The following is a 24726-nucleotide window of genomic DNA, read 5'->3' on the forward strand; positions in this document are numbered from 1 at the left end:
GGAGGCACGCGATAATGTCCTCCGTCGATACCTCTCTTCCGGACGAACTCTCCTCCTCCGTCGGCGACGCCGAAACTGACGACCAACTCTCCAAAGACGTCATTTTCGAACTCCTGAAGAACCGCCGCCGACGCGAAGTCCTCACCTACCTGCTCGAGGCCGACGAAACCGTCACGCTCGGTGAACTCGCCGAACAGATCGCCGCCTGGGAGAACGATACGAGCGTTAATGCCCTCAGTTCGGACCAGCGAAAGCGGGTCTACGTCGCGCTCTATCAGACCCATCTCCCAAAAATGGACGATGCCGGTATCGTCGAATACGATCAGGATCGCGGACTGATCTCGCTGGCGGACAACGCCGACCTGCTGATGATGTATCTGGATACAGATACCCACCGACAGGACCGATGGGATCGGTGGTACGCCGGCCTGAGTGTGGCCGGTGGCCTCCTCGTTAGTGCGGCACTGATTGGTCTTCCTGGGCTCACGGCCCTCCCAACGGTTGCGATCGCTGGCGGTGTCGTCGCCGCGTTTTTCGTCCTCTCGCTCGCCCACGTCGCGACGAACCGCCAGCACGAACGCGATGTCGACGGCAAACTCTCCCGAATCGAGTAAATCCGTTTCGTTCGTATCCACCCGCTCGTCCACGACTCACAGAATCTGACCAGTCGTTCCCGCTGGCGTTCTCGACGACGAACAGAATCGAGAAGGACTTTTACCCGGGCCGTTCGTACCATCAGATGGCTCCCGGCGACCGTCATCCAGTACCGGAGCAGTTCGCGTGCCAGCTTGCTGTTCCACGCGCGGGAGCCATCTGATTATCGAGTACCGATTATCAGCCTCTGGCTTCCGGACAGTCAGTGAGTGGGACTACCGAACACCGCGTGTACTGTCACACAGCGCCGAGACGACACCACGATCCGTTCACAACCGACAGTCTCGACGACCGGTTTTGGTTCGGAAGCTGATTTCTCATCTGGACTGCCATCAGTCAGTGCCGGCGAACCCGCAATCCGTCTCGGGTTACACCGGGAAATCGGTACAGCGGACCGTCTCAGCCTCGGGCCCGCAATCTCTCCTTCTCAACTCCCGACGCAACTACTGATCCCGCGCGTTGTACTGCACGTCTACCGCTGCGTTCCCACACAGCGAGAAGTCTCCGAGTTCACCCGCGAACCAGTAGGCGTCGAGTTCGGTATCGACGACGCCGCGAACGGTACCGTCCGCGATTGTGTCGTCGGCGTCGACAGTCGCTTCGCCGGGATCGGCTTTGACAATCTCCCCAGTGACCGTCACGGCGTACGACGTGGGCTCGTCGGTGCCGGAGCCGTCGATAACCAGCGCGTGTGGCAGCAGTTCAGTGTCGCCGTACGCTGCAGGATCGATCCGTTCTCCGTCGAGAAAGACGGCCGCCTCGCCGTCGGTAAACGTCACGTCCGTCAGCGCCCCCGAGAACCGGAACACCTGCGTCGAGTCCGTCACCGAACTCTGGACCGTCGAGCCGGAGATCGTCGTCGCCTCGTCGTCCGGATCCTCGTCGGCGTCGAGTTCGATCGTGCCGTCGACCGTGATCTCGTAACTCGTCGGCGTGCCGCGGCTGTCGATTTCGAGTTCGTGTGGGAGCGCCTCGCCGTAGTCTGTGGGGTCGACTTCCTCGCCCTCGACGAGCACTCGTCCCGGGCCATCGACGGTCAGCGACGAGAGTTCGCCCTCGAACCGGAACGCGTCCTTCCAGTCGGCGACAACGCCGTGAACGCGGCCGTCCCCGAGTTCGTCTTCGCTATCGATCGTCGCGCCCTCGGTAGTCGCCTGCTCGACCGAGCCCTCGACCGCGAACTCGTAGCGGGTCACGTCCGCGCTGTCGCCCTCGACGAGCAACAACTGCCCGTCCTCGGTGTCGTCTTCGTCCGTGGCAGCGTCCGTCTCACCGCTGGTCGTCGAATCGCTTGCGCCCCCCGAGGCAGCCTCGACCGCCGAGGTCGGGGTTCCGTCGGGAACCGAGAGTTCGGGTGAACTCGAGACGTTGGTCCGTTCGAGACCGCTGCCCTGGACGTTGCCGTCGATGGCACCGCCGGACATCTGGGCGGTCCCGCTTCCGCGGAGGACCATCGCGTGCGGGTACGGCCCGTCGGCGAAGTGCGAGTTCTCGATCGAGACGGTGTCGCCGGGCCAGACCCAGACCGAGCGACCATGGGCCTCGGTGTAGCCACCCCAGCCGGGACCGTAGTCGGTGTCGTCGTTGTACGCGACGGAGTCGACAATGGTGTCGTCGCCGCCGCCGACACGGTACGTGCTGACGCCGTTGTTCTTGCCGTAGCAGCGGTCGAAGTGGGCCGAGCCGCCGGAGGCAGTGTTGGAGCAGTAAAAGCCGTTGTTCGGCCATCCCTGGACGTTACAGTGGCGAAACGTCATGTTACAGGACGCGTCCTTGTGGTAGAACACTGCGCCGGGACCGTGGACGAAGCTCTCGCCTTCCTTGGTCGAGCCGTCGCCGAGGTAGACGTTTTCGATCAGCACGTCTCCGCTTGGAGCCGTGATCGAGATCATGAAGCCGTCTCCGCGGTGGAGCCCCTCGAAGCCGACGTTGCGGATCGTCGAATTGCCGCCCTCGACGAGCAAGACGACGCTGTCGCCGGTCGTCAGGTCGATCAGTTTGTTCTCGAAGGTCTCGCCCTGCCCGATCCGAATGACCTGACCCTGTGCGGCGATCGTTTCGTAGTCGGCCTCGTCGGCCGCGCCGACGGTGCCGGCAAACGCCGTCGCTGCAGTCGTTGCGCCGGCCAGTTTCATATACGATCGACGGCCGAGTAATCCAGTATTACCGCCTGTCACTGCCTTATCCCCGGATGAACCGTCACCCGGTACCGAACGTTCGCGTGCCATGTACTACGAGTAATTTGGGACTACTACAAGAAACTTTCTCTTATCTAATCTCTAAAATTTACAGACGGTAGATATGGTCTGAGTGTTCGATCACAAAACTATCTATCTTCACAGCCGAAACGCGTTTCGCCACGTCGACTCAGTCCGGCGAGTAATACCGTATTACCGCTCGACACGGCGAATCAATACCATATAGGTTATACAACCGGTCGCGTCCGAATCGAGAACATGACGCGTTCTGAACTCGTTTCGACGGGAGTGGCAAATCGGTGGGAGCTACAGAGAAACGATGGCGACGGCTAGATCGGAACGGAAGACGACACAGCAAAAGGAGAGCAGACCCGTCAGCGGGGCTGTGGTGGAGGGCCGCCGTCAGGAGGACGAGGACGGCGAGCGATCAGTCGGAACTGCCGGAGGCCGCAGCCTCGGCGTCGGTCGGGACGCCGTCGGGGATGACTGCCTCGGGGTCGGTGCCGACGCTGTCACCGAGTTCGACCGTCGAGCCGGCGTTTTCGGCGATACCGGCTTCCTCGTCGTAGTCGCTATCGCTGACGACGACCTCGGTGGCGGAGCCGTTTGCACCGGCGTCGATAGCAGTGTTCTGTCCGTTCATCTCGATCTGGCAGTTGTCGACCTCGATCGTCCCGGGTGCCCAGGCCCAAATGCCGCGGCCCTGGTAGCCCTCGTCGTCGACGAGGACGCTCGAGTTCGTGATCTTGCTGCCTTCCGTCGCGACGCGGAAGTGAGAGACGTAACAGTTTGCGGCGAAACAGCTGTCGATGTGGAGGGTACCGCCGCCGCCGGTCCCGGGCGCGGAGCCGTAGATGGCGTTGTCCGCGAAGTTCTGGATGTTGACGTTCTGGAAGTCGATGTGGCCGGCGTGATCCGGATTGACCCAGAAGGCGGTCTGGCCGTGGCCGCTCGAGCTGCCGTTTCGCTCGTCGGTCCCGTCCCCGAGGTAGACGTTCTCGATCGAACTCTCGCCGCCGGAGTCGGAGATACCGAAGGTAGCAGAACCGGTTCCGGAGGTGTTTTTACCGGTAAATCCGATGTTTCGGATCGTCCAGTCACTACCCTGCGCGGTAATGACGATATCCTGGCCGGTGGTCATGTCGATGAGTTTGTTCTCCCACGTGTCACCGGACTCGATCGTGATCGTCTGCCCTTCGGCGTCGATACGTTCGTAGTCCGATTGGCCCGCTGCCGTCCCGGCTGCACCGAGCGTCGTCGCTGCGGCCGCGACCGCCGCGATCGATTGGACGTAGTTTCGGCGTGTTAAGCCGGAATTACAGCCGTTGTTCGGAGTCGTCTCCGTTTCGGACGTACGGGAATGCTGCGCCATACAATTCCGTAACAACACCTTATGCCCATAAACCTTTCTTTGGATCTGAAGATTAAATTTATAGAGATTCTTTGTAACACTACGGTTTCGCTCACAATGTAGCCCGTCTCGTTCACGAAGATACGAACGATGAACGGTGAAAACGGTTCTCACAACAGGGGCTTTCCGAGTCAATACGTTCTTACTCGCATTTTAAGAAGCTATACCACCCGTTTTCCGTCTTCTGACCGGTGTGCTAACTCGTCACAGCTGATCGGCTGATCCGCACTGAAACAGTGAATAGTCCGTAATTACCCGCGCTGTCGTCGGCGAGAGTTCAGACAGGCTGTCGTACCGATTTCCCGGCGTAACCGAGGACGGATCGGGGTGCGCCGGCACTGACTGACAGCAGTCCGTGTCAGTCGTGAGCCGAAATCGGTCGGAGAAATCGGTTCGGAGATCGGTACGCTATACGGTGGTACCGTCAGTCGCGTTCGTCGACTCGACCGCGTACAGCTCGAACTCCTCGTTGGAGACCACCTTGTTCACGCCCGGTTGCTGCGAGACGTCACTCAATGCGTCCTCGCTGTGGTGTAGCTCCTGGTAGACCTCGATTTCCCTCGTCACGTCGTATTCCGTGACGGCGAAGTAGTAGTCGGATCCACGATACGCGCCCGTGTAGTTGCCCGCCTCGAACTCGTCGGGATCGACTTCGCCGCTCGCGGTGCCGGCGCTCGTCAGTGGAGCCTCTCGTTCGAGGCCGTAGATACCGTGATCGTACCGGTAGGGATCGTATCCGAGCCCGGCGTACGGCTGGTCATCGACGCCGTGGTCGAAACTCGTCTCGTAGCCGCTGTACTGCTGGTCGGTCACGTGCTGATTCGGACTGAAGATCAACGGTGATGCGTAGATGGTCCCCAGCCCGAGGACGAGACACGCGCCGAGGGCGACGGCGGCGACCGTGTTCGCTCCGGGCCTCGTGAAGTACCGTGAGAGCCCGCCGATACCCTGAGCGATCGCGACACCCGCGAGGATCGTCAGGACGACGTAGATAAATCCGACCTGTCGGAAGGCCATCGTCGGCGTCCCGACGAAGTAAAGCAGGAAGATGCCGCCGAGCGGGAAGAGCGCGATCGCGAAGTAGGTGACGAACGCCGAGGTCTCGCGGTCGACTTTCGTCCAGCCGAGCCACATGACCAGCACGAAGAGCGCGACGAGCAGTCCGATCACAGCCGCATTGAGGAACATCCGAACGAACAACTCGCCGAGGCTGCCGCCGATCTCGGTAAGCGACGCCCCGCGTTGGTCGACCGTCTGTCCGCCGCTGATATCCGCCGACAGCATCCCGGTGACCAGCCCGGACAGCGCACTCTGGAATCGCTCGTTCGCCAACGCCCAGGCCGCAAAGATGACGCCGAGGACGATCGCGTGCGTGTAGGCCGTCGGGTGGTCGAGCATCGGATGATCGCTGTACCGCCAGCGCGCGAGGTACTGCACGCCCGCGACGGTCCCAACGAGGACGACGACGTTGATCATCTGCTGCGGGTGCACGAGCAAGAGTGCGATCCCGGTGAGATACAGCAAGGCACTGAACGGCGAGAGTCCGAGCGGCAGCCGCTCGACCGTCGACCGGCGGTGAAGGTACGCGACGAAGGCGAACAACACGACCGGAACGAGAAACAGCGCGTTCGAGTTCGTGTGCACGCCCATGTGCGTCGCGATGTTGTTGATCGGTAGGACCATCCACGAGACGATCGCGGCGACGCCGACTGCGAGCCCGTTGCCGGAGATGTCGCGGACGACGAGCGGCACGAACACCAGGAACGGAACGAACAGGACGACGACAGTGAGCAACAGGGCCCGCTCGATGGGGACGCCGGCGACGAAGTGCAAGACGGATGCGAGCGAGTGCAATCCCGGATAGAACAGCTCGTGGGGCTGTAAGTTGCCGCTGACGATGTCCCGCGTCCACCCGAGGTGAGTCAGCGCGTCACCCATCCCGGCAAAGCGGTAGTTCCGAATCAGCGGCAGGCTCACGATCGCCGTTACCGTCGTCGCACCGAGTGCGATCCCGATCGCTTGCTGGCGGCCGCGGCAGGCAAGCGCCGTGACGAGCGCGATCGCGAGTGCGATTCCGAATCCGACCCAGACGGCCGTCGGCGTCGCGGTAAACAGCGACGGTTCGTACGCCGTTGCCGGATTCGCCCTCGCGACGAGGAGTCCCGCAGCGAGGGCGAAAAAGCCGACCGCGTACGTCACGTTGAGCACTGATCGGTTCATCGTCTCAGACCTCCACGATGCAGCCAACTGGTTGGACACATTGCTTGCTCGAAGCCTCGTCGAATGGGGCGTTTGTTATAGGGAACCTATCAGACAGGGTGTGAATGCAGGAAAAACGAACGGGTTTGACAGTCGTCGACACGGCGTTTCCTGGCGACTCTCCAGCCACCACCCGGAGTCATCGCGTAACCGGTACGGTCGTCGTACACGCTGAACTCGGGGGACTGCGCTGGAACCCGTTCGACAGCCACGGCCGTTGAAGGGCGACGTTGTATCGTGTACGGCGTCGTTGTCGAACAGCGGAGGGTCGGCTATGGATCGATTTCATCGTCCCCGACCGATCAACGGTTCTGATGGTTTTTGTAGCCCTCCGTAGTCCTCGGGACAACGAGTTCAGCTATGTCATCGATCACTCTCGACCGGCCGACTGTCTCCGGGTCGACACTCGCGTGCGAGGTGCACCCGTCGTCCGATCTGCAGCGCTTTTTCACCGGTGAGCCGATCACCGTCAACTACGACCGTTCGATCGAATCCGTTCCGGACGGTATTCTCGTAATTCCGATCCTCGCACAGGTGTGTCCCGTCGCCTGGGCGAACGGTGCGGACGTGTACGTCGAGACGGTCGACGGATCGTTCGCGCACGCGCTTGCGGCGGTTCAGGAGTCGCTGTGTCGAATGCACGACTTTCTCGAGGGTGGCGAGCTGTACGCTCGCCGAGTTCACGATGGCGATGACACTGGCGATGGCGAGCGGAACGGCGGCTCCGACGACGCCCCTGGAACCGGCACTGGCACCGGTGGTAGCGGTACCGACGGCGATAGCGCTCGCAACAGCGACGACGACAGCGACAGCGCGCTCCTCTTCACCGGTGGCGTCGACTCGACCTGTTCGTACGTCCGCCACCGCGAGGAAGCGCCCACGCTCGTCAGTCTCCGCGGCTGGACGATCACGCCGGACCCGGCCGACGACGAGGACTGGGCGACGCTGCGAGAACGCGTCTCGGCGTTCGCCGACGACCGCGACCTCGACACGGCATTCATCGAGACGAACGCCCTGTCGGCGCTCGATCACGCAATGCTTCTCGCTCACTACAAACGCTACGTCGACGGCGGCTGGTACAGCTCGGTCGGCCACGGCCTCGGCCTGCTTGGCCTCTGTGCGCCGATGGCGTACACCCGCGGCATCGATGACCTGTACGTCGCCGCGACCCACTGGGACGGCATCGATCTCGAATGGGGCTCGCGACCCGACATCGACAATCACGTCCGCTGGACCGGCACGCAGTGCCACCACGACGCGTACGACCTCCCCCGCCAGGAGCGCCTCGATCTGATCGCCGACCACGTCGAGCGCGAGGCCCCGGATCTCGAACTCCAGACCTGCAACACGCGGCTGGACGGTAACTGCGGCCGGTGCGAAAAGTGCTATCGAACCGCCGTCGGCCTCCGCCTCTCGGGACTCGACCCGCAGGCACACGGCTACCCGTTCACCGACGCGGAGTACCGCGACCTCCGGCGCGATCTCGAGCAAGGGACGTGGGTGCTCGGGCAAGACGAACGCTACATGTGGGAAGACATCCGCGAGCGCGTGCGCGAGACGGACCGCGAGCCCGAATCGGCCGCCGAACGCGAGTTCTTCACGTGGCTCGAGACGGCGGATCTGGACGAACTCGTCTCCGAGTCGGGGCCGCCACTATCGCATAGGGTGCTTCGAGCGGGCGCGAGGAACGCACCGGGGAGCGTCTACAACACGGCGTATCCGGTCTGGAAGACGATGAAGACCGGTCTTCACCGGGTGCGGCTAGGGCGATAAGAAGGGAAGACCAGCGGGGCCGTGAACGGCGACTTTTCGCGAGTTCAGCCGTCGATCTGCTTAGCTGTCGGTGTCGGAATCGGCGTCCGCGTCTCGATCCGCATCCGTATCCGTATCCGCGTCCGCATCGGACTCGTCCGCCCGTCCGGGCGTGATTTCGATCGGGTGGACCTCCTCGTCAGTTTCGCTTCGGTCCGCCGCTTTCCCACCTCGTCCCCCCGACTCCCCGCCGACCGGAATCTTCGTCCGGAGCGACGAGGCGACCGACTGCACCTGATCGGCCAGCGTCTTGACCTCCGACTGGAACTCCTCGACGGAGCGTTCGACGTAGTGAACTCGTCGGGCCGGGATTCGCCGGACGATATCGTTGCCCTCGTCGTCCTCGTCGGTCTTGATGATCCAGTGGTCCTGGAAGTAGGCGACGTGTTCGTTCGGGACGGTCTTTCGGACCGTTCCCTCGTCGGGTTCGTCGTAGACGATCGTTGCCTCACCGAGGTCGCGTTCGAGTTCGAGGTCGTCGTCGACCATAGTGATGGGTTGGTCGCGAGGACGGTAGCCGCTGTGCTTGCAAGCGTTGGAGTAGTCGCTATCGGATGACGGGATGAGGGGTGCAACCGAAGCGACGACCTCGCGGTGCGCGATCACTCCATGTACCCGAGCCCCTTCAGTCGGTCTTCGACATCCGTAAAGTCATCGTCGACTGCCTCGCCGTTTTCGGGCTGTGAGACGGCGGTGCGCTCGACTTTCGTCTGCGAGGGCGTCGCCGCCGAATCGAAGGCGTCGAAGAGGACGCGCCCGTCGACGTTCTTCGGGACCGGTTCGCCGATGCCGTGGAGCAGCGTCGGCGCAACGTCGACGACGCGGGCACCGCGAAGGGTTGCTCCCGGTTCGATCGACGGTCCCCGACAGAGAATAATTCCCTCGCTCCGGTGGCTGGCCGCGTACGTCCCGGTGTCGCCGAACAGCTGGTCGGTGATCGCGTTCCGGCAGTCGTAGCCGTCGACGCCGTTGACGACGAGATCCGGCGAGCCGTCGTCGGTCGGGAAGAGTTCGTCGCCGTCGGCGATGGTGAGCACGCGATCCCCCCGTTCGTCCGTGACCGACTCGAAGAGTTCGACGAGTTCCGTTTTGACGCGGTCGATCTCCGACGGCGGGACGATGCCGTGTTCGAAGCGGTCGGTGTCGTTGACGTAGCAGTTGCCGGCACCGTGAACGAACGCGGTCGTCTCCTCGTAGTTGACGTCGTAGAGGGCGTGATCACCGGGGATCTGTTCGGCGACCGAGTCGACGAGCGTCCGGGGGAGCGTCGAGACGAGCAGTTCCTCGGAGATGCCGACCCGCGCCAGCACGTCGGTGATCCGGTCGCGGGAGATGCCGAGACTCGCGAGCGCGCCCCGCGTGCCTTCGTCCTCGCGTCTGGCGAGGTAGCCCTCTCGTTCCAGCACGTGGTTGATGTAGACCAGTTGGTCGATTGAGCCGAACCCGTGATCGGAGACGACGTAGAGATCGGCATCGTGGCGATCGGTGAACTCGATCACGTCGCCGAGGATGGCGTCGAGTTTGCGGTAATGATCGAGAAGCCGGTCCATGTCCCAGATGAGGTGCTGGAACCGGTCGGGGGCGGTGTAGACGAAGAAGAACAGCCGCCACTCCGCCCCCGCGCGATCGAACTGGAGATCCATGACCTCGCGGCGGTTGGCCAGCATCTCGTCGACGGCGACCTCGAAGTCGTCGAGTCGGTCGGCGTACTCGGGGTAGTCGAGACTGATCTCGTAGTCGGGCACCTGGGACTCGATCTCGGCCTGGAGGTCGGGCGGGTGGGTGAAGTCCTGGTCGGTCGAGGGCGTCATCATTCCGGTGACCATCGTGCCGTCCTCGTCGAGTTCACGCGCGGGGTAGGTCATCGGGACGTTACCGACGTGGGCGGGAGAGAGGAGATCCCAGAGGGTGGGTTGGGTAACGTCGTGGCTGGTGTACATCTCGTGGGAGTAGGTTCTAGAGAGGTTCTGGAAGCCGTAGATCCCGTGTTTGTCCGGCCAGACGCCGGTCGCGATCGATGGCCACGCGAGTGGCGTCGTCGGCGGGCGCGTGCTCTCGAGGGTTCCGGACGCGCCCTCGTCTCGGAGTCGGGCGAAGTTGGGAAGCGCCCCCTCGTCGCTCCACTGTTCGATCAATCGCCACGGCACGCCGTCTAAGCCGAGGACGAACGCTCGTCCGGTCCGGTGAGTAGATCCGCTCATGATTGTCGAGAAACCTGCTGTCGGGGAGGTGTCGGGATGATCGCTTTGTTATAGACAACGTTCACGGACTGATCAGCCGAAACGACCGTTGTTCGGTCACGTTACCGCGTCCTCCCAGCAACGGCGTGATTGTTTGCTCACCATACCGTTTGCGGTCGCGCGCCTGCATACCCAAAGGGACCAATAACAAAACCGGCAGATCAAATCCGCCACGAGTATGCTACGACCGCGTGGTGGGAACGATGGGTAGCGTCGTTTGTTCGCTCGATGCCGAACTCGGCTGGGGCTTTCACGATCTCGAAACGCCGCCCGCCGACCGGGTCGAAGCCGGCCGCCGCGGCTGGTCGACCATGCTCGACCTCTTCGACGAGTACAAGATTCCGGCCACCTGGGCCGTCGTCGGCCATCTCATGCTCGAAGACTGCGACCGCGTCCACGCGGACCACCCCGCCCCCGAGGACTGGTTCGAATACGAGCAAACCGACTGGAACGACCGTCCCGACCTCCGATTCGGCCCTGATCTCGTCGATGCCCTACTGACCGCCGACGTCGATCACGAGTTCGCCAGCCACTCGTTTTCGCACGTCCTCTTCGGCCGCCCGGAGACCGACCGCGACCTCGCCGTGGCTGAACTCGAACGGAGTCTCGAGATCGCGGATGCGTGGGGTCAGCCCGTCGACTCGTTCATCTATCCGCGCAACGATATCGGCCATCGGGACGTGCTCGCCGAATTCGGAATCAGCGCGTACAGAGGACGGTCGCCGACGCACGACGGTGTGCGCGGGCTCTTCGATTCGACGGTTCGAGATCAGACGATGCTGGTCGAGCCGTACAGAGACGAGTTCGGGTTGGTGAACGTGCCGGCCTCGCTGTTTCTCTTCGGTTTCGAGGGGCCGGCGCGGACGGTTGCGGAGTCGATCTGGCAGGACCCGATGGTCGTCCAGGCCAGGCGGGGGATCGAGGAGGCCGTCGGTAGCGACGGCATCTTCCACATGTGGCTGCACCCGAACAACCTCACGCACCGCCGCGACGACCGGCGCATGCGGGCGATTCTCGAGTACCTCGATCGACGGCGGGCGGAGACCGATCTGACGGTCGAAACGATGGGCGACGTTGCGCGACGAGTGGCCGTCGCCCGCGGCGTCGACGGCGGAGTCGTCGCCGTTGATGGCGGGCACACGAGTGATGACTGAGAAGCGTGTTGTACGACGGCGATAACAAAGCCCACCCACGGCCCGTTCTTGCGTAGATGTGCTCTGCAATCCGCAGTCGATTACCCTTCTCTGGCTCGAGTGGACTCGCGCTCGGCGTGCTCGGCGTCGGCAATATCGGCATGGTTCACCTGAAATCCGCGCTTTCGATGGCCGCGGTCGACGTTCGTGCCGCCGCCGACGCGATGCCCGAGAACCGCAACCGGGCCGAACGCGCCGGCGTCCCGAGCACGTACGACGACTATACGACCCTGCTCGACGCGGAAGAACTCGACGCGGCCGTGGTCGCGCTACCGCCGTTTCTCCACGCCGACGCGGTCGAACGAGCCGCCGAGAACGACATCGATGTGTTCGTCGAAAAACCGCTCGCACGCTCGACTGAGGAAGCCGACCGCTTGCTCGAAACGGCCCGCGAGGCCGGCATCGCTGTCGGCGTCGACCACACGCTTCGCTACCAGCCGGACATGATCGGCGTCAAATCCGAATACGAGGACGGGACCGTCGGGCACGTTCCGTACGCCTCGATTACGCGGCTCAACGACGGCCCGCTCGGCCGTCCGCCCGTCGAACACGCGCCACCCTCGTGGCCGCTCGACGCCGACGCGGCCGGCGGCGGCTCGCTGCTCGAACTCGGCATCCACTGCTTCGACGTGCTCGAGTGGCTCTTCGGCGATCTCGACGTCCACGACGCCACGACCGGCGCGACACTCGACATCCCCGTCGAGGACGCGGCGACGGTCCTGCTGCACGCACCCGAGACGGAGACGACGATCACGCTCCACTGCGGCTCCTACCAGTGGGAACAGCTCCCCGAAGTGAACACGCGCCTCCGACTCGAGGGCATCACCGGGACGATCAGCAACCAGGACCACCTCCCCGGAAACTTCTACGCGAGCGCAGCCAAATCCGCACTCTCGAACGTCGCAAGCAGAGTCACCGGCTCCGAGTCCGACGTCTTCGGCCCCACGTTCTACCTGCAGGCCCACTACAAGGCGCTCTCGGCGTTCTGTGACGCAATTCGCAACGGCGACCGGCCGCCGATCGACGGCCAAGACGGCAAGCGGAGCCTCGAACTGGCCGAAACCGCCTACGAACTGGCCGCCGACGGAGAGACCGATGAACTCGAGACGATGGAGGTGACGCGATGACGGGCGAGTCGGTCGTCCGCGGAACGGTCGTCGAGGCCGGCGAAAGTACCGACGACATCGACACCAAGACCCCCGATACTGTCACCACCGACGGCACCGAACCCCGCGACCCGCGCGACGGTCACAGCGGAAACGGTGACGACACGCCCACTCGACACTGGAATCCCGATATCGACGCGCGGATGGCCGCCTACGAGCCGTCCGTCGAGGACGTTCTCTCGCCGACCCTCGACGCACTTTCGACCACCAACCCGGGACGAATCACCCTCGTTCCCGACATGCACTACCCGTTCCACCCCTCCACCGGCATGGTGACCGATCCCGCCCTCGTCGGCGCAACCCTCTCCCTCCTCGACGACCGGACGGACGCCGAGCTCGCCGTCGCCGGCACGAGTTCAGCGACCATCACGTTCGAGCGCACGACCGACTACCTCGGCTATCCGTCCCTGGTGGCACGCACCGGCGCTGAACTCGTCGATTGTAGCGACGACGACCTCGAACGGGAGCGATACGTCCTCACGAACGACGACCACGCCGTCGCGGTATCGGTTCCCGTGCGCCTCCGAGAAAGCGCCGTGATCACCGTTCCGACGCTTCGACCGACCGACGCCGGGGCGTTCGCGGGCGGACGGCGAACGCTCGCGCGGCTTGTCGACGCCGTCGCCGACGCCGCGGCAACCGCCGTTGCAGCAACCCGCGCGATCGATCCCCGCGGCTCCCTGCTCGACGCGACGACGGCCTACGGCGAGTCTCCCTACGCGGCGAACACCCTGTTTGCCGGTCCGACGCCCGCCGTCGACACCCTCGGCGCATCGCTGCTCGGCCGATCGAGCACCGCCGATCGGACGAGCGCAGCTGAACTCGAGGCGATGGGTGCAGCGGACAGCGACAGCGAGCTATCGACGGTTCGCGTCACACCGATCGGAACCGCAGCGGACGCCAGCGACGTCGACTTCGAACAGCACCTCGCGACGCTCCGGGAGCGACTCGACGGCGCGTCGCTGCCGCCATCTGACGCAACGCACCCCGCCGTCTCGGCCGCCTACCGCCTCTACGCTGCGGTCGGCGGGGACGCCGTTCCGCCACAGCTCGACGCGCGAGGTGGGCACTGATGGCGGAATCGAATGCAGAGTCGGATGCTGACGGGTCTGTGGCCGGAATCAAATCAGGCACCAGCACCGACACCAGTACTGGCACCGCCACAACCGACACGACATCCAAAACCGACACCGACACCGATACCCCCACCGCCGCCGTCACCGGCGCGACCGGCTTTCTCGGCACCGCACTCTGCACCCGGCTCCTCGCCGACGGCTGGACCGTCCGCGGCCTCTGTCGCCCCACCTCCGATCGCAAACGGACCATCCGCGACGGCGTCGACTGGTACGTCGGCGACCTCTTCGATCGACCCACGCTCCGCGAACTCGTCGACGGTGCTGACGCTGTCTTCCACCTCGCGGGCATCGGCCTCTGGAGCGCATCCCCCGAAACGGTCGAACGCGTCAATCGCGAGGGAACCGGCAGCGTCCTCGACGCCTGCCGCGACGCCGACACCGGCCGGCTGATCTTCACCAGCACCGCCGGCACCCGCCGCCCGGACCAGCCCGGTGGACTCGCGACCGAGACGGACCTCGTCGAACCGATCGGTGCCTACCAGCGCTCGAAGGCGACAGCAGAGCAGTTCGTCGACAGATACGCTGCCGAGGGCGGCGACGCCGTGACCGTCCATCCGACATCGGTCTTCGGACCGGGCGACGACGAGTTCACCGCGCAGTTGCTTTCGATGGGCCTCGAGCCGACGATGCCGGCCTACCTGCCGGGCGGACTGAGCATCGTCGGCCGCGACGACGTGATCGACGGCCTGCTGGCGGCGTACGAACGCGGCGAGTCGGGCGAGCACTACATCCTCGGTGGCGAGAACCTCACCTACGAGCAGGCGATCGAGCGGATCGCGGACTGCGCGGACGGCACACCGGCGCGTGTGCAGGTGCCGGCGGCGGCGATCCACGCGGCCGGGCCGGTCGCGGAAGTCGTCGGAACGGTCACGGAACAGCACGTGTTTCCGTTCGACCGAAAGATGGCGCGGCTCGCGACCGAACGGCTGTTCTACAGTTCGCGCAAGGCCCAGGATGAACTCGGATACGAGTCTCGGCCGCTCGAGGCGCACTTGCCGGCGGCGATCGAGTGGTATCGAGCAGCGGATCGGTGACGCCGGCGGCGAGTAGATCGGTATCCGTGTGTGGCTGCATGAGTGCCCGCGGTCCGACTCGTGGTTCGACTCGAACGCACCACGGCACGGGATAGCGAAAAGTGGACAGTTCCGTTACTCGGCGGTGTCGTGTTGCTGGTCGGTGGTGGTATCAGTGTCGGTATTGGTGGTGCTGTCTGCGTCGGTGCCAGTACCGGTTCCCGTCTCAGTATCAGTACTGGTAGTGTCGGTCGACGATCCGGGTAGCGAAAACGGGTCTGCATCGGCGGGATCGTGGACTGCAGTATCCTTCTCCGAGAGATACAACAGGAAGCCGATACCGCCAGTGAGCAGGACGAACGCGGCCCACTTTCGCGGTCCGTCGAGTTCAGCTTGTTTCGCGTCCCGGTAGATGAGTACCGAGATGACGGCACCGAATCCGAGGTACAGGAGGGCGAAGCCTGCGAGGACGGTCAGAATCATTGGACGAGTGTTGGAATAGAAGACATGATATTTAAACAACGTGATCGATACGTGCCGGCGAGAGTCGGTAAATCGCCTCGCTAGAGGAATACATGGAACCGCGTACACATCGATCGCGCGAGGGCTGTCCGACCGGATGGAAACTGACTTTCAGTAGTTCCCGTACGCGACCTGTTCGTACACGTCGAGCCAGCGCTCCGCCGTCCGATCGACGCTAATCTCCTGTGCGGCCTCCCTGCCGTTCGATCGATCGCCGCGTTCGAGGGTGTCTCGGAGGCCATCGATCAACGCTTCGTCGCTCGTTGCGACACAGGACGGTGAGACGTCCTCGAGTCGCTCTCGAACGTCGCCGACAGCAACCGCGACGACGGGCAGGTTGCAAGCCATCGCTTCCTTCACCGAGTTCGGCGAGCCCTCGCTGTGCGAGGTCAAAAGCAGGGCGTCGGCGGCGTTCATGTAGTCGGGGATCTCGTCGTGGTCGGCGTCGTAGACCGTGTGCAGCCGCACCGGGCGGTCGACCAGACCGTTGACCGCGTTGACGATCCGCCGTGCTCGCGGGTAGTTCTTCACCTCGCGCTCGGGCGTGTAGGGAAAGAGAACGTGGTGAGCGTCGTCGTCCCAGTCGACCGCCTCGCGGGCGCGACGTTGCGGGCTCGGCCGGAACTTCTCGAGATCGACGCCGTCGGGGATCACGGTGCAGTCTCTACCCAGGTACGTCCGCATCTCTTCGGACATGACCACGAGTTCATCGCACAGCGGCGCGCAGGCTCGGCTCACCGGTTCGACGGGGCCGTAAATATCGGAGCCCCACAGCGAGAGGATGACGGGTTTGCGGACCTGTGCGAGCGCCATCGGAGCCGTCAGGCCGTAGTGGGCATGGATCAGGTCGTAGCCGTTGCCGGCCTCGCGGAGTACCGAGGGGAAGAACTTGAGGTACTCGAGCGGGCTTCGTGACGTTTCGCCGTCGACCGTTCCCGACACCGATAGCGTCGAGAAGGTGACGCCGCGCCGTTCGAGTGCACGCATCTGCTCGGTTAAAAACGGCGCATCGGCGTTCGTCGTCAGCGTGAGCACGTGCATCTCGGTATCGGTCTCTCTCACCGGCGGCGTTTTGTTATCCAGAACCTTTTCTGAACGGTCATACGGGGGTGAATATACCGATTATGGGTGTTTTACACGTTCTACTGTACGTGTACGATTACAAAGCAGCCGAAGCGTCTAGCTGTGGGCGATGCGAGTTCTCGTCTTTGCCAACACTCCCGCGCACGTGCATCTGTATCGGCACGCGGTCGATCACCTCGCGGAGGCGGGTCACGAGGTGCTCGTTCTGACCCGGGAGTACGCCTGTACGACCGACCTACTCGAGTTCTTCGGGCTGCCCTACCGGCGGTACGGGACCCACGAGACGCGCGTGCCATCGAAACCGCAACTCGCTCGCGAGCTGGGCGAGCAGTTCGGCCGGATCGTCTGGGAGGCGAGACGGTTCGATCCCGATGTCGTCTTCGGTCGCGGCCCGTACGCCGCGCTGGCGGGGACCGTCACCCGAACGCCCGTCGTCCTCGTGCTGGACGACGAGCCGGGCGACTTCAACCACACCGTTTCCCGACCGTTCGCCGACTGCATCCTGTCGCCGGACGTCACGCGTCGCGACCTCGGTGACGACCACTACACCTTCGACGGGTTCAAGGAGTGTGCGTATCTCCACCCCGACGTCTTCGAGGCGGATCGAGCAATTCACGAGTTCCTCGCGCTCGATCCGGACGAGTCGTACGCGCTCGTTCGCTTCAACGCGATGGACGCGCTCCACGATGCCAATATTGAGGGCTTCTCGCGGGACCAGCGGCGCGATCTCCTCGAACGGCTGAGCGAGCACGCGACCGTCTTCGTCTCGGACGAGAGCGGGACGATGGACTTCGGCGACCTGCCAGCCAGACCCTACGACCTCCATCCGGCGCTGATCCACGACGCGATGGCGGGAGCCGACCTGCTCGTCGCCGATACGGGCACGATGGTCAACGAGGCCGGCTTGCTCGGGACGCCGGCGCTTCGCTACCAGGGGACCGACGACCACGAGTACGGCGAGTTCAGCGAACTCGAACGCGCGGGTCTGGCCGAGCAGTTCGACGACTACGCCGCACTCTGCGACCGGGCGGTCGAACTCGTTCGGACGGACGCCACCGACCGCTGGCAGCGCCGCCGGCAGGCGTACGTCGGCGATCTCGTGAACCTGACCGATCTGCTCGTCGCCGTCGCCGAGGTCCGCGGGGATCTCGCTGCACTCGACTCACCGGTGCGCGCGGTGTTGCGCCCGCGATCGGCGGTACGGTGAGCGGGAGACGGAAAAACAGGCTACTCGGGCGAGTCGGTCCGGTTCGGCTCGGCCGGCTGCTCGAGGGCGGCTCGTTCGCGGTCGGTACTGTCCTCGTACCGGGTTCGTTGGAGCGATTCGTTCTCCGCTGCGTCCATCGAGATCGCGACGCCGAGGGAGACGACGCCGACCAGTACTGCGAGAACGGATGCGAGCGCGCCCGTGAACCCGTCCCTGCCGCGTGCAGCCTGAACGATCGAACCGGCGAGGCCGCCGCTCCCGACGGCGAGTCCGGCCGTTCCAGCCCCGTAGAACAGGACAGCGGGATGAAAGCGCTCGATCACGTACTGGCGTTTGAGCCGCCAGTAGAAGCTCCGTAGGAGGAGCAGCGAGACGAACCGAACGAACGGGGCGTACCTGATGCTGCTTTCCTCGTCGCCGTAGAGCGCCGACATCGACACGTCGGCGACGCGGCAGTCGTTGACGCTGAGGTGCGTGAGGATGTGGTTGAGAAACCCGTACTGGTCCGTAATCGCGTCCAGGTCGAGTTCGTCGATAGCTTCGCGCGAGATGGCGGTGTAGCCGTTCTGCGGGTCGCTGATCGTCCAGTAGCCCGAGGCGAACTTCGAGAGCCCGGAGAGGAGCGCGTTGCCGACGAACCGGAACGTCGACATGCCCTCGCGGTCTTCGGCGTACAGCAGCCGATTCCCCTTCGCGTAGTCGGCCTCGCCGTCAACGACGGGATCGATGATCCGCTCGAGGATCGTCGGGTCCATCTGGCCGTCCCCGTTCATGACGGCGACGACGTCAATCCCGTCGCGTGCGGCGCGCTCGTATCCTGTCTTGACCGCTGCGCCGTAGCCCCGATTCTCGTCGTGGCGGACCGGGACGACGCGGCGACCGTCGCCACCGTCGGCGACGGCTCGCTCCGGCTCGCTTTCGGCGTTGACGCGGGCTGCAACCCGCTGAATCACCGCCCAGCTATCGTCCGGCGAGGCGTCGTCGACGGCGTAGATCCGATCGACGTACGACGGCACCGTCTCGATCACCCGATCGACGAACGCCGACTCCTTGTAGGACGTGACGACGACGCCGATCGATTTACCCCTGTACATCGGTTCCACCACCCGTTCGGTTCGCCGCTGATTCGTTCGGCGAGTCGTCGCCGGCGTCCTCGCTCGGCCGCCGGCCGTCACTCTCCCCGCCGACGGCGTCCGTCGGGCTGGCGTCACCCTCACTGCTGGTACTACCAGTGCCGGGCCGCGGCGGTCGGCCGCGTCGCGACCCCGCAAGCGTGTACACGCGGTGTGTCGTCCCCTCGAGTTCAGTTGCGTCCCGACCGTCGACGACCACCATCGGCTCCGCGGCGTCCCAGTCGATACGACTGAACTCGTCGTGGGGGGTGACGACGACCGCGCCGTCGACTGCCGACGATCCGAACTCGTCGATCGAAAGGGGTCGCGCGCCGTAGTCGGCGGGGTCGACCAGGGGATCGACGCCCGCAACGTCGGCACCGCGTTCCTGAAGCTCGTCGATAACCCCCAGCGCGGGCGAGGCCCGCGTTTCCTCGACGCCGGGGCGGTAGGTGATTCCGAGAACGGCGATCGACGCACCGTCCAGGTCGGTGCCGACGGCCGCGAGTTCGCGGTCGAGTCGGTCGACGACGACCGAGGGCATGGTCTCGTTGACCGCTCGCGCCGTTCGGGTGAGGGCCATCGGCTCGTCCATCCGCGAGAGCAGGAAGTGCGGGTAGTAGGGGATGCAGTGGCCGCCGACGCCGGGACCGGGGTCGTGGAGCTGGCACATCGGCAGGTCGTTGGCCGTCTCGATGGCCTCGCGAACCGAGATGTCGAGGTCGTCTGCAAGCCGACCGAGTTCGTTCGCCAGCGCGATGTTCACGTCGCGGTAGATCCCCTCGAACACCTTGACGGCCTCCGCGGTCGTCGCGTCGGCGACCGGGTGCACGTCGTTGGCCGAGAGTTCGTCGTAGACGAGCGCCGCGGCGCGGGTGCTCTCGTCGTCGATACCGCCGACGACCTTCGGGTACTGGCCGCGGATGTCCCGCAGCGCGGTTCCGGAGGAGGTCCGTTCGGGACAGAACGCGAGGCCGAACTCATCCGTATCGAGTCCGCTTTCGGCTGCTAGGAACGGCTGTAGTACGTCCCGGCACGTTCCCGGCGGCAGGGTCGACTCGGCGATGACCAGGTCGCCGGGCGAGAGGCCGGCCGCGATGTCCGCGGCGACGGATTCGACCGTCGTCAGATTCGGCTCGTTCTCCTCGTCTAGCAGCGTCGGGACGATGATGACGTGAACTCGGGCCTCGGTGGCGGCAGCGGGGCCGTCAGTCGTGGCGTCGAGCCGTCCCTGTCGGACCTGTTCGGCGACGAGTTCGGCGAGGTCGGGTTCGCCGACGACGTGGCTCTCGCCGGTGGTCACGGCCTCGACGACGGTGGGGTCGATGTCGACGCCGGTCACGTTACCGGCTGTTTCGGCGTAGACGGCTGCGAGCGGGAGGCCCATCTTCCCGAGCCCGTAGACGGCGACCGGAACGTCTCCGTCGGTAAGGCGCTCTCGTTGACGGTCGGCTGGGACAGTCGTGCCGTAGAGTGCCGTCTCCCGGGCCGATTCCGGTTGTTCAGGCGCGTCACCCGTCTGCATCAGGCTTCCACCTCCTGTTCTCGGCGCGGGGTCTCCCCCGAGACGAGCGACTCGATCGTCTGGACGGTCCGAAGCGCTCTGACGCCGTCTTCGGCCGTAACTGCCGGTTCGACGCCGGTTCGAACCGCGTTGACGAAGGACTCGAGTTCGTGGCGCAGCGGTTCGCCGTTGTCGACGCGGGCGTTTTCGACGACGCTCTCGTGGCGGTAGCGGTTCGGTCCGTCGTCGGTGAGGTATTCGGGGTAGGAGTCGCGGTGAATCAGGACGGACTGCTCCAGGTAGTCGACTTCGACGAGACACTCGCGGGCCGTGACGGTGAGTTTGCGTACTTTCTTCTGGGTGACGCGGCTCGCGGTCAGCGAGGCGACCACGTCGTCGTAGGCCATCGTTGCGGTCGCGTACTGGCCGTCGTCGGTGCCGATGGCGTTGACCGAGGTGGGCCGGTCGTCGAGGATCGAGCCGACGATGTCGACGTCGTGGACCATCAGGTCGAAAACGACGTTTGCCCGGGTTGTCCGGTCGACCGGCGGGCCGAGGCGCTCGGCTTCGAGACTGATCACGTCCAGGTCCTCGATGAGTTCCATCACCGTCTGGACGGCCGGGTTGAACCGCTCGATGTGGCCGACTTGCAGGACGAGTCCCGCGTCCCGCGCCTGTTCGGCCAGCGCGCGGCCCTCCTCGACGGTTCTGGCGATCGGTTTCTCGACCAGAACATGCACGCCGGCGTCGAGACAGGTCGACACCGTCTCGTAATGGACGGGCGTCGGCACGGCGACCGTGACGGCATCACACCGGCGGCACAGCGTCTCGCTGTCGAGCGCCGCCGTGCCGTACTCCGCGGCGACCTGTTTTGCGACGCTCGCGTCGTGATCGGCGACGCCGACGAGTTCGACGCCGGGCAATTCGTTGTAGACGCGCGCGTGATTCTTCCCCATGGAGCCGACGCCGATGACGCCGACCCGGATCGGTTGTGTCGATGGAGATCGCGTTCCTTCCGTACTCATAGATTGAAGTGATCGTGGACGGCTTCGACGACGGTTCGGCGCTCGCGCTCGGAGAGACTCGGGTGGACCGGCAGTGAGAGAACGGTCTCGGCCGCTCGCTCCGCCTCGGGCAGCGACGCAGCAGCCGTACTCACCGTCTCGTAGGCCGACTGGCGGTGGATCGGCGGATCGTAGTAGATCGCCGAGTCGACGTTGCGCTCCGCGAGCGCGTCCGCGAGCGCGTCCCGCTCGGCCGGCTCCTCTGTCCGCACCGTGTACTGGTGGTAGACGTGACCGTATCCCTCCGGCACCGTCGGCGTCTCGAGCGGCAACTCCGCAAACTGATCGTCGTAGGAGGCGGCGTGGTCCCGACGCGCCTCGTTGAACTCGAGCAAGCGCTGGAGTTGGACGCGGCCGATGGCGGCGGCCAGGCTTGTCATCCGGTAGTTGTGACCGAGGGTGACGTGGTCGTAGCCGCCGGTTTCGCCGGGGGCCCGGCCGTGGTTGACGTACTGTCTGACGCTTTCGGCAACGTCTTCGCGGTCGGTCGTGACGATGCCGCCTTCGCCGGTCGTCATGTTCTTCGTCGGATAGAACGAGAAACAGGCAGCGTCGCCGAGCCCGCCGACGCGCTTGCCGTCGACCGTCGCGCCGTGGGCCTGACAGGCGTCTTCGAGGACGAAGAGGTCGTGCTCCTCGGCGAGATCGCACAGCTCCGGCATCCGCGCCGGCAGGCCGTAGAGGTGGACCGGCAGGAGGCCGACGATGTCGTCGCGTTCCGCCAGCACGCGCTCGACAGCAGTCGGATCGAGCGTGTACGTGTCGGGGTCGATATCCGCGAAGACAGGCGTCGCCCCCGTAAGCCGGATCGCGTTCGCACTCGCGACGAACGAGAACGGAGAGGTGACGACCGCGTCGCTCTCGCCGACGCCGAACGCCTCGAGCGCGGCGTGAAGGGCAGTCGTCCCGTTCGAGGTCGCAACCGCGGCCTGGGTCCGACAGAACCCGGCGAACTCGCCCTCGAAGGCCCTGACTTCGGGTCCGTCGGCGAGCATTCCATCCTCCAACACCGCTCTGACGCGCTCTATCTCCGTCGAACTGAGATCCGGATCCGCGATCGGAACGTCGTCGACGGGTTCGACGGCACTCGTGTCGGTTCTGGCCTCGGTTCCGCCGTCGGGTGCGGTCCGATCCCGCCGAATCGGTCGGTCCGTGTCGCGCTTCGCCTCACTCTCCGTCGAATCGTCTGGCGATTTTTCAGTCATGCGAGCTGATTCGGTCCGTCAAGTGGCCCAGGAAGCGATTCGATCGTCGCCGGCGCACCGACGGCGAGCCGACCGGGCGGAACGTCGTCCGTAACGACCGCACCAGCCGCGACAAACGCGCCCTCACCGATCGTCACGCCCGGCAACAGCGTCGCGTTCGCGCCGATCGATGCGCCGTCCTCGATCGTCGGTCCCTCGAGACCGTTGTCGGTACGAACCGGATACTCGTCGTTGGTCAGCACCGCACTAGGACCGATGAAGACGTTCGAGCCGATCCGCGTCTCCGTCGGCACGTAAACGTTCGTCTGCAGGCTCACGTGCGAGCCGATCGTCGTCTGCCCATCGATGACCGTCTTGGTCCCGACGAGCACGTCGTCGCCGATCGCGGTCGCCTCACGAACGAGCACGTCGTGGCCCGTCGTGAACTCGTCACCGATCGTCACGTCCCCGTAGACGATCGAGCCGGCCCTGATCGTCGCGCCGTCGCCGAGCAGCGTCGGTTCGTCGAACTCGCCGTAGCCAACCGTCGCCTCGGGATCGATCGTACAGTCCTCGCCTGACTCGAACGCCGTCATCTGTTCGGCCCTCCACCGCGTGACTGTCGCTCGGTCCGTCGCTGCCGCGGTCGGTCGACGATCGCCCGCTCGAGACTGAGAAGCCCCGTCGTACACGCCACCGCAGCGGATCGTCGTCGGTTATGCTGTGTCATTGGTTACTCGATACCCGCGAGGGAATCGTCCTGATACAGCCGGTAACGAGGTTTTGTTATCCCCGTCTTGACGAGTTCGTAGCCACGAACTACAGCGACGAGACCGAGCTACGCCCTCCCTACAGAACGGGCCACACCCGACACCCTCATCGATCGTATCACCCCACAGATGCCGTGAATCGTTGGATCTGGCGTCTTTCACGAACGCTAACCGGTACAATCGGGTTTCGAGCAGGTAGCCGCGCGATAGTAAAGGTCGAGTGTCTCTCACTCGGTGACGTGAGGTATTCGAACACCCCCGATCGACAGCCGATTCGGGACCGTGAGGGCACCCATGTCTGATCAGGAGTTCACACAGGCTGAACTCTTCGACGTGTTCAGCAATGCCCGCCGGCGTCGCGCGGTACAGTACCTGAAACGCCAGGGCAGCACCTGCGATCTCGCACCGCTCGTCGAACAGGTCGCCGCCTGGGAGAACGATACCGATCCCGACGATGTCACGCGGACCCAGCGCCGACGGGTCTACATTTCGCTGTACCAGACTCACCTGCCGATGCTCGAAGACCACGGCATCGTCGACTGGGACCCCGACAGCCACAGCATCACGCTCTTGCCGAGCGACGAACTCTTCGAGCCGTACCTCGACCGACGACTCGGTGCACAGCGACCCTGGCACCGGTTCTACGCGGTCGTCTCGGCGCTCGGAGTCGGTGTGTTCGCAGTTGCGTGGCTCGCCGTTGGCCCGCTGACGACCGCTGTCGCACCGTTTGTCGCACTCGCGGTCTGTGTCGGCGTCTTCGCGGTCTCGATCGCACAGCACGTCTCGCGGCGGCCCGACCTCGAGCTGCCGTTCGGTTCCGCGAGTCGATAGTGTTCTCGGACAGGAGCGCCCTCGACCCTGTTCGAACGCCCACCCTTCACACAGCCGTTTGTGGCCGCTCGTCAGCGCGCCGTCACCCACGATGAGTGTGAGCGCCGCGACACGGGCTGACTGACGGACGGGTAACAGAGCCGGTTACGCCGCACACGTCATCACGCCCAGTCGCACAACCATCGCCAAAACGAGCGCGGGTGGAAGACGAGATCGACAACGCCGAGCCGTTCGGAATACATTCGGTCAGGATCGGCGACGAGGCGTGTTCGGAAGCGAGCGCGATACTATCGGGTGATCGGGCCGTGCTCGTCCGCAGGGGCAGCGTCGATCTGCTCGGCAACGATCCGTCCGGATCGGTCGGACT

At 64.6% G+C, this 24726-nt stretch carries 20 protein-coding genes; 8 read left to right on the forward strand and 12 right to left on the reverse strand.

Annotated elements, in window-relative coordinates:
* Positions 1-14 precede the first annotated feature (14 nt).
* On the forward strand, positions 15-614 hold the full coding sequence (locus C484_RS21245; RefSeq protein WP_006827922.1) for a DUF7344 domain-containing protein: 600 nt from the start codon (positions 15-17) through the stop codon (positions 612-614).
* A gap of 483 nt (positions 615-1097) precedes the next feature.
* On the opposite strand, the gene C484_RS21250 is transcribed toward C484_RS21245, so the two are convergent.
* The 3 genes from C484_RS21250 to C484_RS21260 all read right to left on the reverse strand — a co-directional run bounded on the left by C484_RS21250 (position 1098) and on the right by C484_RS21260 (position 6483).
* Positions 1098-2789 carry a hypothetical protein gene (locus C484_RS21250; protein ID WP_006827923.1) on the reverse strand — a complete coding sequence of 564 codons (1692 nt, stop codon included), beginning with the start codon at positions 2787-2789 and terminating at the stop codon, positions 1098-1100.
* 490 nt (positions 2790-3279) lie between these two features.
* Positions 3280-4224, reverse strand: coding sequence for a hypothetical protein (locus C484_RS21255; protein ID WP_006827924.1), 945 nt, complete (start codon positions 4222-4224; stop codon positions 3280-3282).
* A gap of 447 nt (positions 4225-4671) precedes the next feature.
* Positions 4672-6483, reverse strand: a complete 1812-nt coding sequence (locus tag C484_RS21260) for a hypothetical protein (protein ID WP_006827925.1) — start codon at positions 6481-6483, stop codon at positions 4672-4674.
* A gap of 399 nt (positions 6484-6882) precedes the next feature.
* Between C484_RS21260 and C484_RS21265 the strand changes: the two genes are divergently transcribed.
* The gene (locus C484_RS21265; RefSeq protein ID WP_006827926.1) at positions 6883-8295 is read left to right on the forward strand and encodes a hypothetical protein; all 1413 of its coding nucleotides are present in this window, start codon (positions 6883-6885) and stop codon (positions 8293-8295) included.
* A gap of 60 nt (positions 8296-8355) precedes the next feature.
* Here C484_RS21265 and C484_RS21270 read toward each other — a convergent pair whose 3' ends face one another.
* On the reverse strand, positions 8356-8823 hold the full coding sequence (locus tag C484_RS21270) for a hypothetical protein (RefSeq protein WP_006827927.1): 468 nt from the start codon (positions 8821-8823) through the stop codon (positions 8356-8358).
* Positions 8824-8936: 113 nt separating this feature from the next.
* Positions 8937-10535 (reverse strand): alkaline phosphatase family protein, encoded by a 1599-nt coding sequence (locus tag C484_RS21275; protein ID WP_006827928.1) that lies wholly within the window; start codon positions 10533-10535, stop codon positions 8937-8939.
* Positions 10536-10777: 242 nt separating this feature from the next.
* Here C484_RS21275 and C484_RS21280 point away from each other — a divergent pair, with 242 nt between their 5' ends.
* Genes C484_RS21280 through C484_RS21295 form a run of 4 tightly spaced genes read left to right on the forward strand, consistent with a single transcriptional unit; the run spans position 10778 to position 15103 of the window.
* A complete protein-coding gene (locus C484_RS21280; RefSeq protein WP_006827929.1) occupies positions 10778-11728 on the forward strand; it encodes a polysaccharide deacetylase family protein in 951 nt (316 codons plus the stop codon).
* Positions 11729-11784: 56 nt separating this feature from the next.
* Positions 11785-12894: a Gfo/Idh/MocA family protein gene (locus tag C484_RS21285; RefSeq protein ID WP_049915864.1), complete on the forward strand. Its 1110-nt coding sequence runs from the start codon at positions 11785-11787 to the stop codon at positions 12892-12894.
* Complete coding sequence (locus tag C484_RS21290) at positions 12891-14006, forward strand: hypothetical protein (RefSeq protein WP_006827931.1); 1116 nt, start codon at positions 12891-12893, stop codon at positions 14004-14006. Before C484_RS21285 ends, C484_RS21290 begins: the two co-directional genes overlap by 4 nt.
* Positions 14006-15103 (forward strand): NAD-dependent epimerase/dehydratase family protein, encoded by a 1098-nt coding sequence (locus C484_RS21295; protein WP_006827932.1) that lies wholly within the window; start codon positions 14006-14008, stop codon positions 15101-15103. Before C484_RS21290 ends, C484_RS21295 begins: the two co-directional genes overlap by 1 nt.
* Before the next feature lie 114 nt (positions 15104-15217).
* On the opposite strand, the gene C484_RS21300 is transcribed toward C484_RS21295, so the two are convergent.
* On the reverse strand, positions 15218-15565 hold the full coding sequence (locus C484_RS21300) for a hypothetical protein (protein ID WP_006827933.1): 348 nt from the start codon (positions 15563-15565) through the stop codon (positions 15218-15220).
* Positions 15566-15715: 150 nt separating this feature from the next.
* Positions 15716-16645: a glycosyltransferase gene (locus C484_RS21305; protein ID WP_006827934.1), complete on the reverse strand. Its 930-nt coding sequence runs from the start codon at positions 16643-16645 to the stop codon at positions 15716-15718.
* A gap of 151 nt (positions 16646-16796) precedes the next feature.
* On the opposite strand from C484_RS21305, the gene C484_RS21310 reads away from it, so the two are divergent.
* Positions 16797-17894, forward strand: a complete 1098-nt coding sequence (locus tag C484_RS21310; protein WP_006827935.1) for a DUF354 domain-containing protein — start codon at positions 16797-16799, stop codon at positions 17892-17894.
* Between the two features lie 20 nt (positions 17895-17914).
* Here the strand turns inward: C484_RS21310 and C484_RS21315 are convergent, their stop codons facing one another.
* Genes C484_RS21315 through C484_RS21335 form a run of 5 tightly spaced genes read right to left on the reverse strand, consistent with a single transcriptional unit; the run spans position 17915 to position 23354 of the window.
* Positions 17915-18988 carry a glycosyltransferase family 2 protein gene (locus C484_RS21315; RefSeq protein ID WP_006827936.1) on the reverse strand — a complete coding sequence of 358 codons (1074 nt, stop codon included), beginning with the start codon at positions 18986-18988 and terminating at the stop codon, positions 17915-17917.
* Positions 18975-20531 (reverse strand): nucleotide sugar dehydrogenase, encoded by a 1557-nt coding sequence (locus tag C484_RS21320; protein WP_006827937.1) that lies wholly within the window; start codon positions 20529-20531, stop codon positions 18975-18977. Before C484_RS21320 ends, C484_RS21315 begins: the two co-directional genes overlap by 14 nt.
* Complete coding sequence (locus C484_RS21325) at positions 20531-21535, reverse strand: Gfo/Idh/MocA family protein (protein WP_006827938.1); 1005 nt, start codon at positions 21533-21535, stop codon at positions 20531-20533. Before C484_RS21325 ends, C484_RS21320 begins: the two co-directional genes overlap by 1 nt.
* Positions 21532-22779, reverse strand: a complete 1248-nt coding sequence (locus C484_RS21330; RefSeq protein WP_006827939.1) for a DegT/DnrJ/EryC1/StrS family aminotransferase — start codon at positions 22777-22779, stop codon at positions 21532-21534. Before C484_RS21330 ends, C484_RS21325 begins: the two co-directional genes overlap by 4 nt.
* Positions 22776-23354, reverse strand: coding sequence for an acyltransferase (locus tag C484_RS21335; RefSeq protein WP_049915889.1), 579 nt, complete (start codon positions 23352-23354; stop codon positions 22776-22778). Before C484_RS21335 ends, C484_RS21330 begins: the two co-directional genes overlap by 4 nt.
* A gap of 468 nt (positions 23355-23822) precedes the next feature.
* Between C484_RS21335 and C484_RS21340 the strand changes: the two genes are divergently transcribed.
* Entirely contained in the window at positions 23823-24359 is a 537-nt protein-coding gene (locus C484_RS21340) for a DUF7344 domain-containing protein (protein ID WP_006827941.1), read from the forward strand.
* Positions 24360-24726: the final 367 nt, after the last annotated feature.

Source organism: Natrialba taiwanensis DSM 12281, assembly GCF_000337595.1.
Lineage (GTDB): Archaea > Halobacteriota > Halobacteria > Halobacteriales > Natrialbaceae > Natrialba > Natrialba taiwanensis.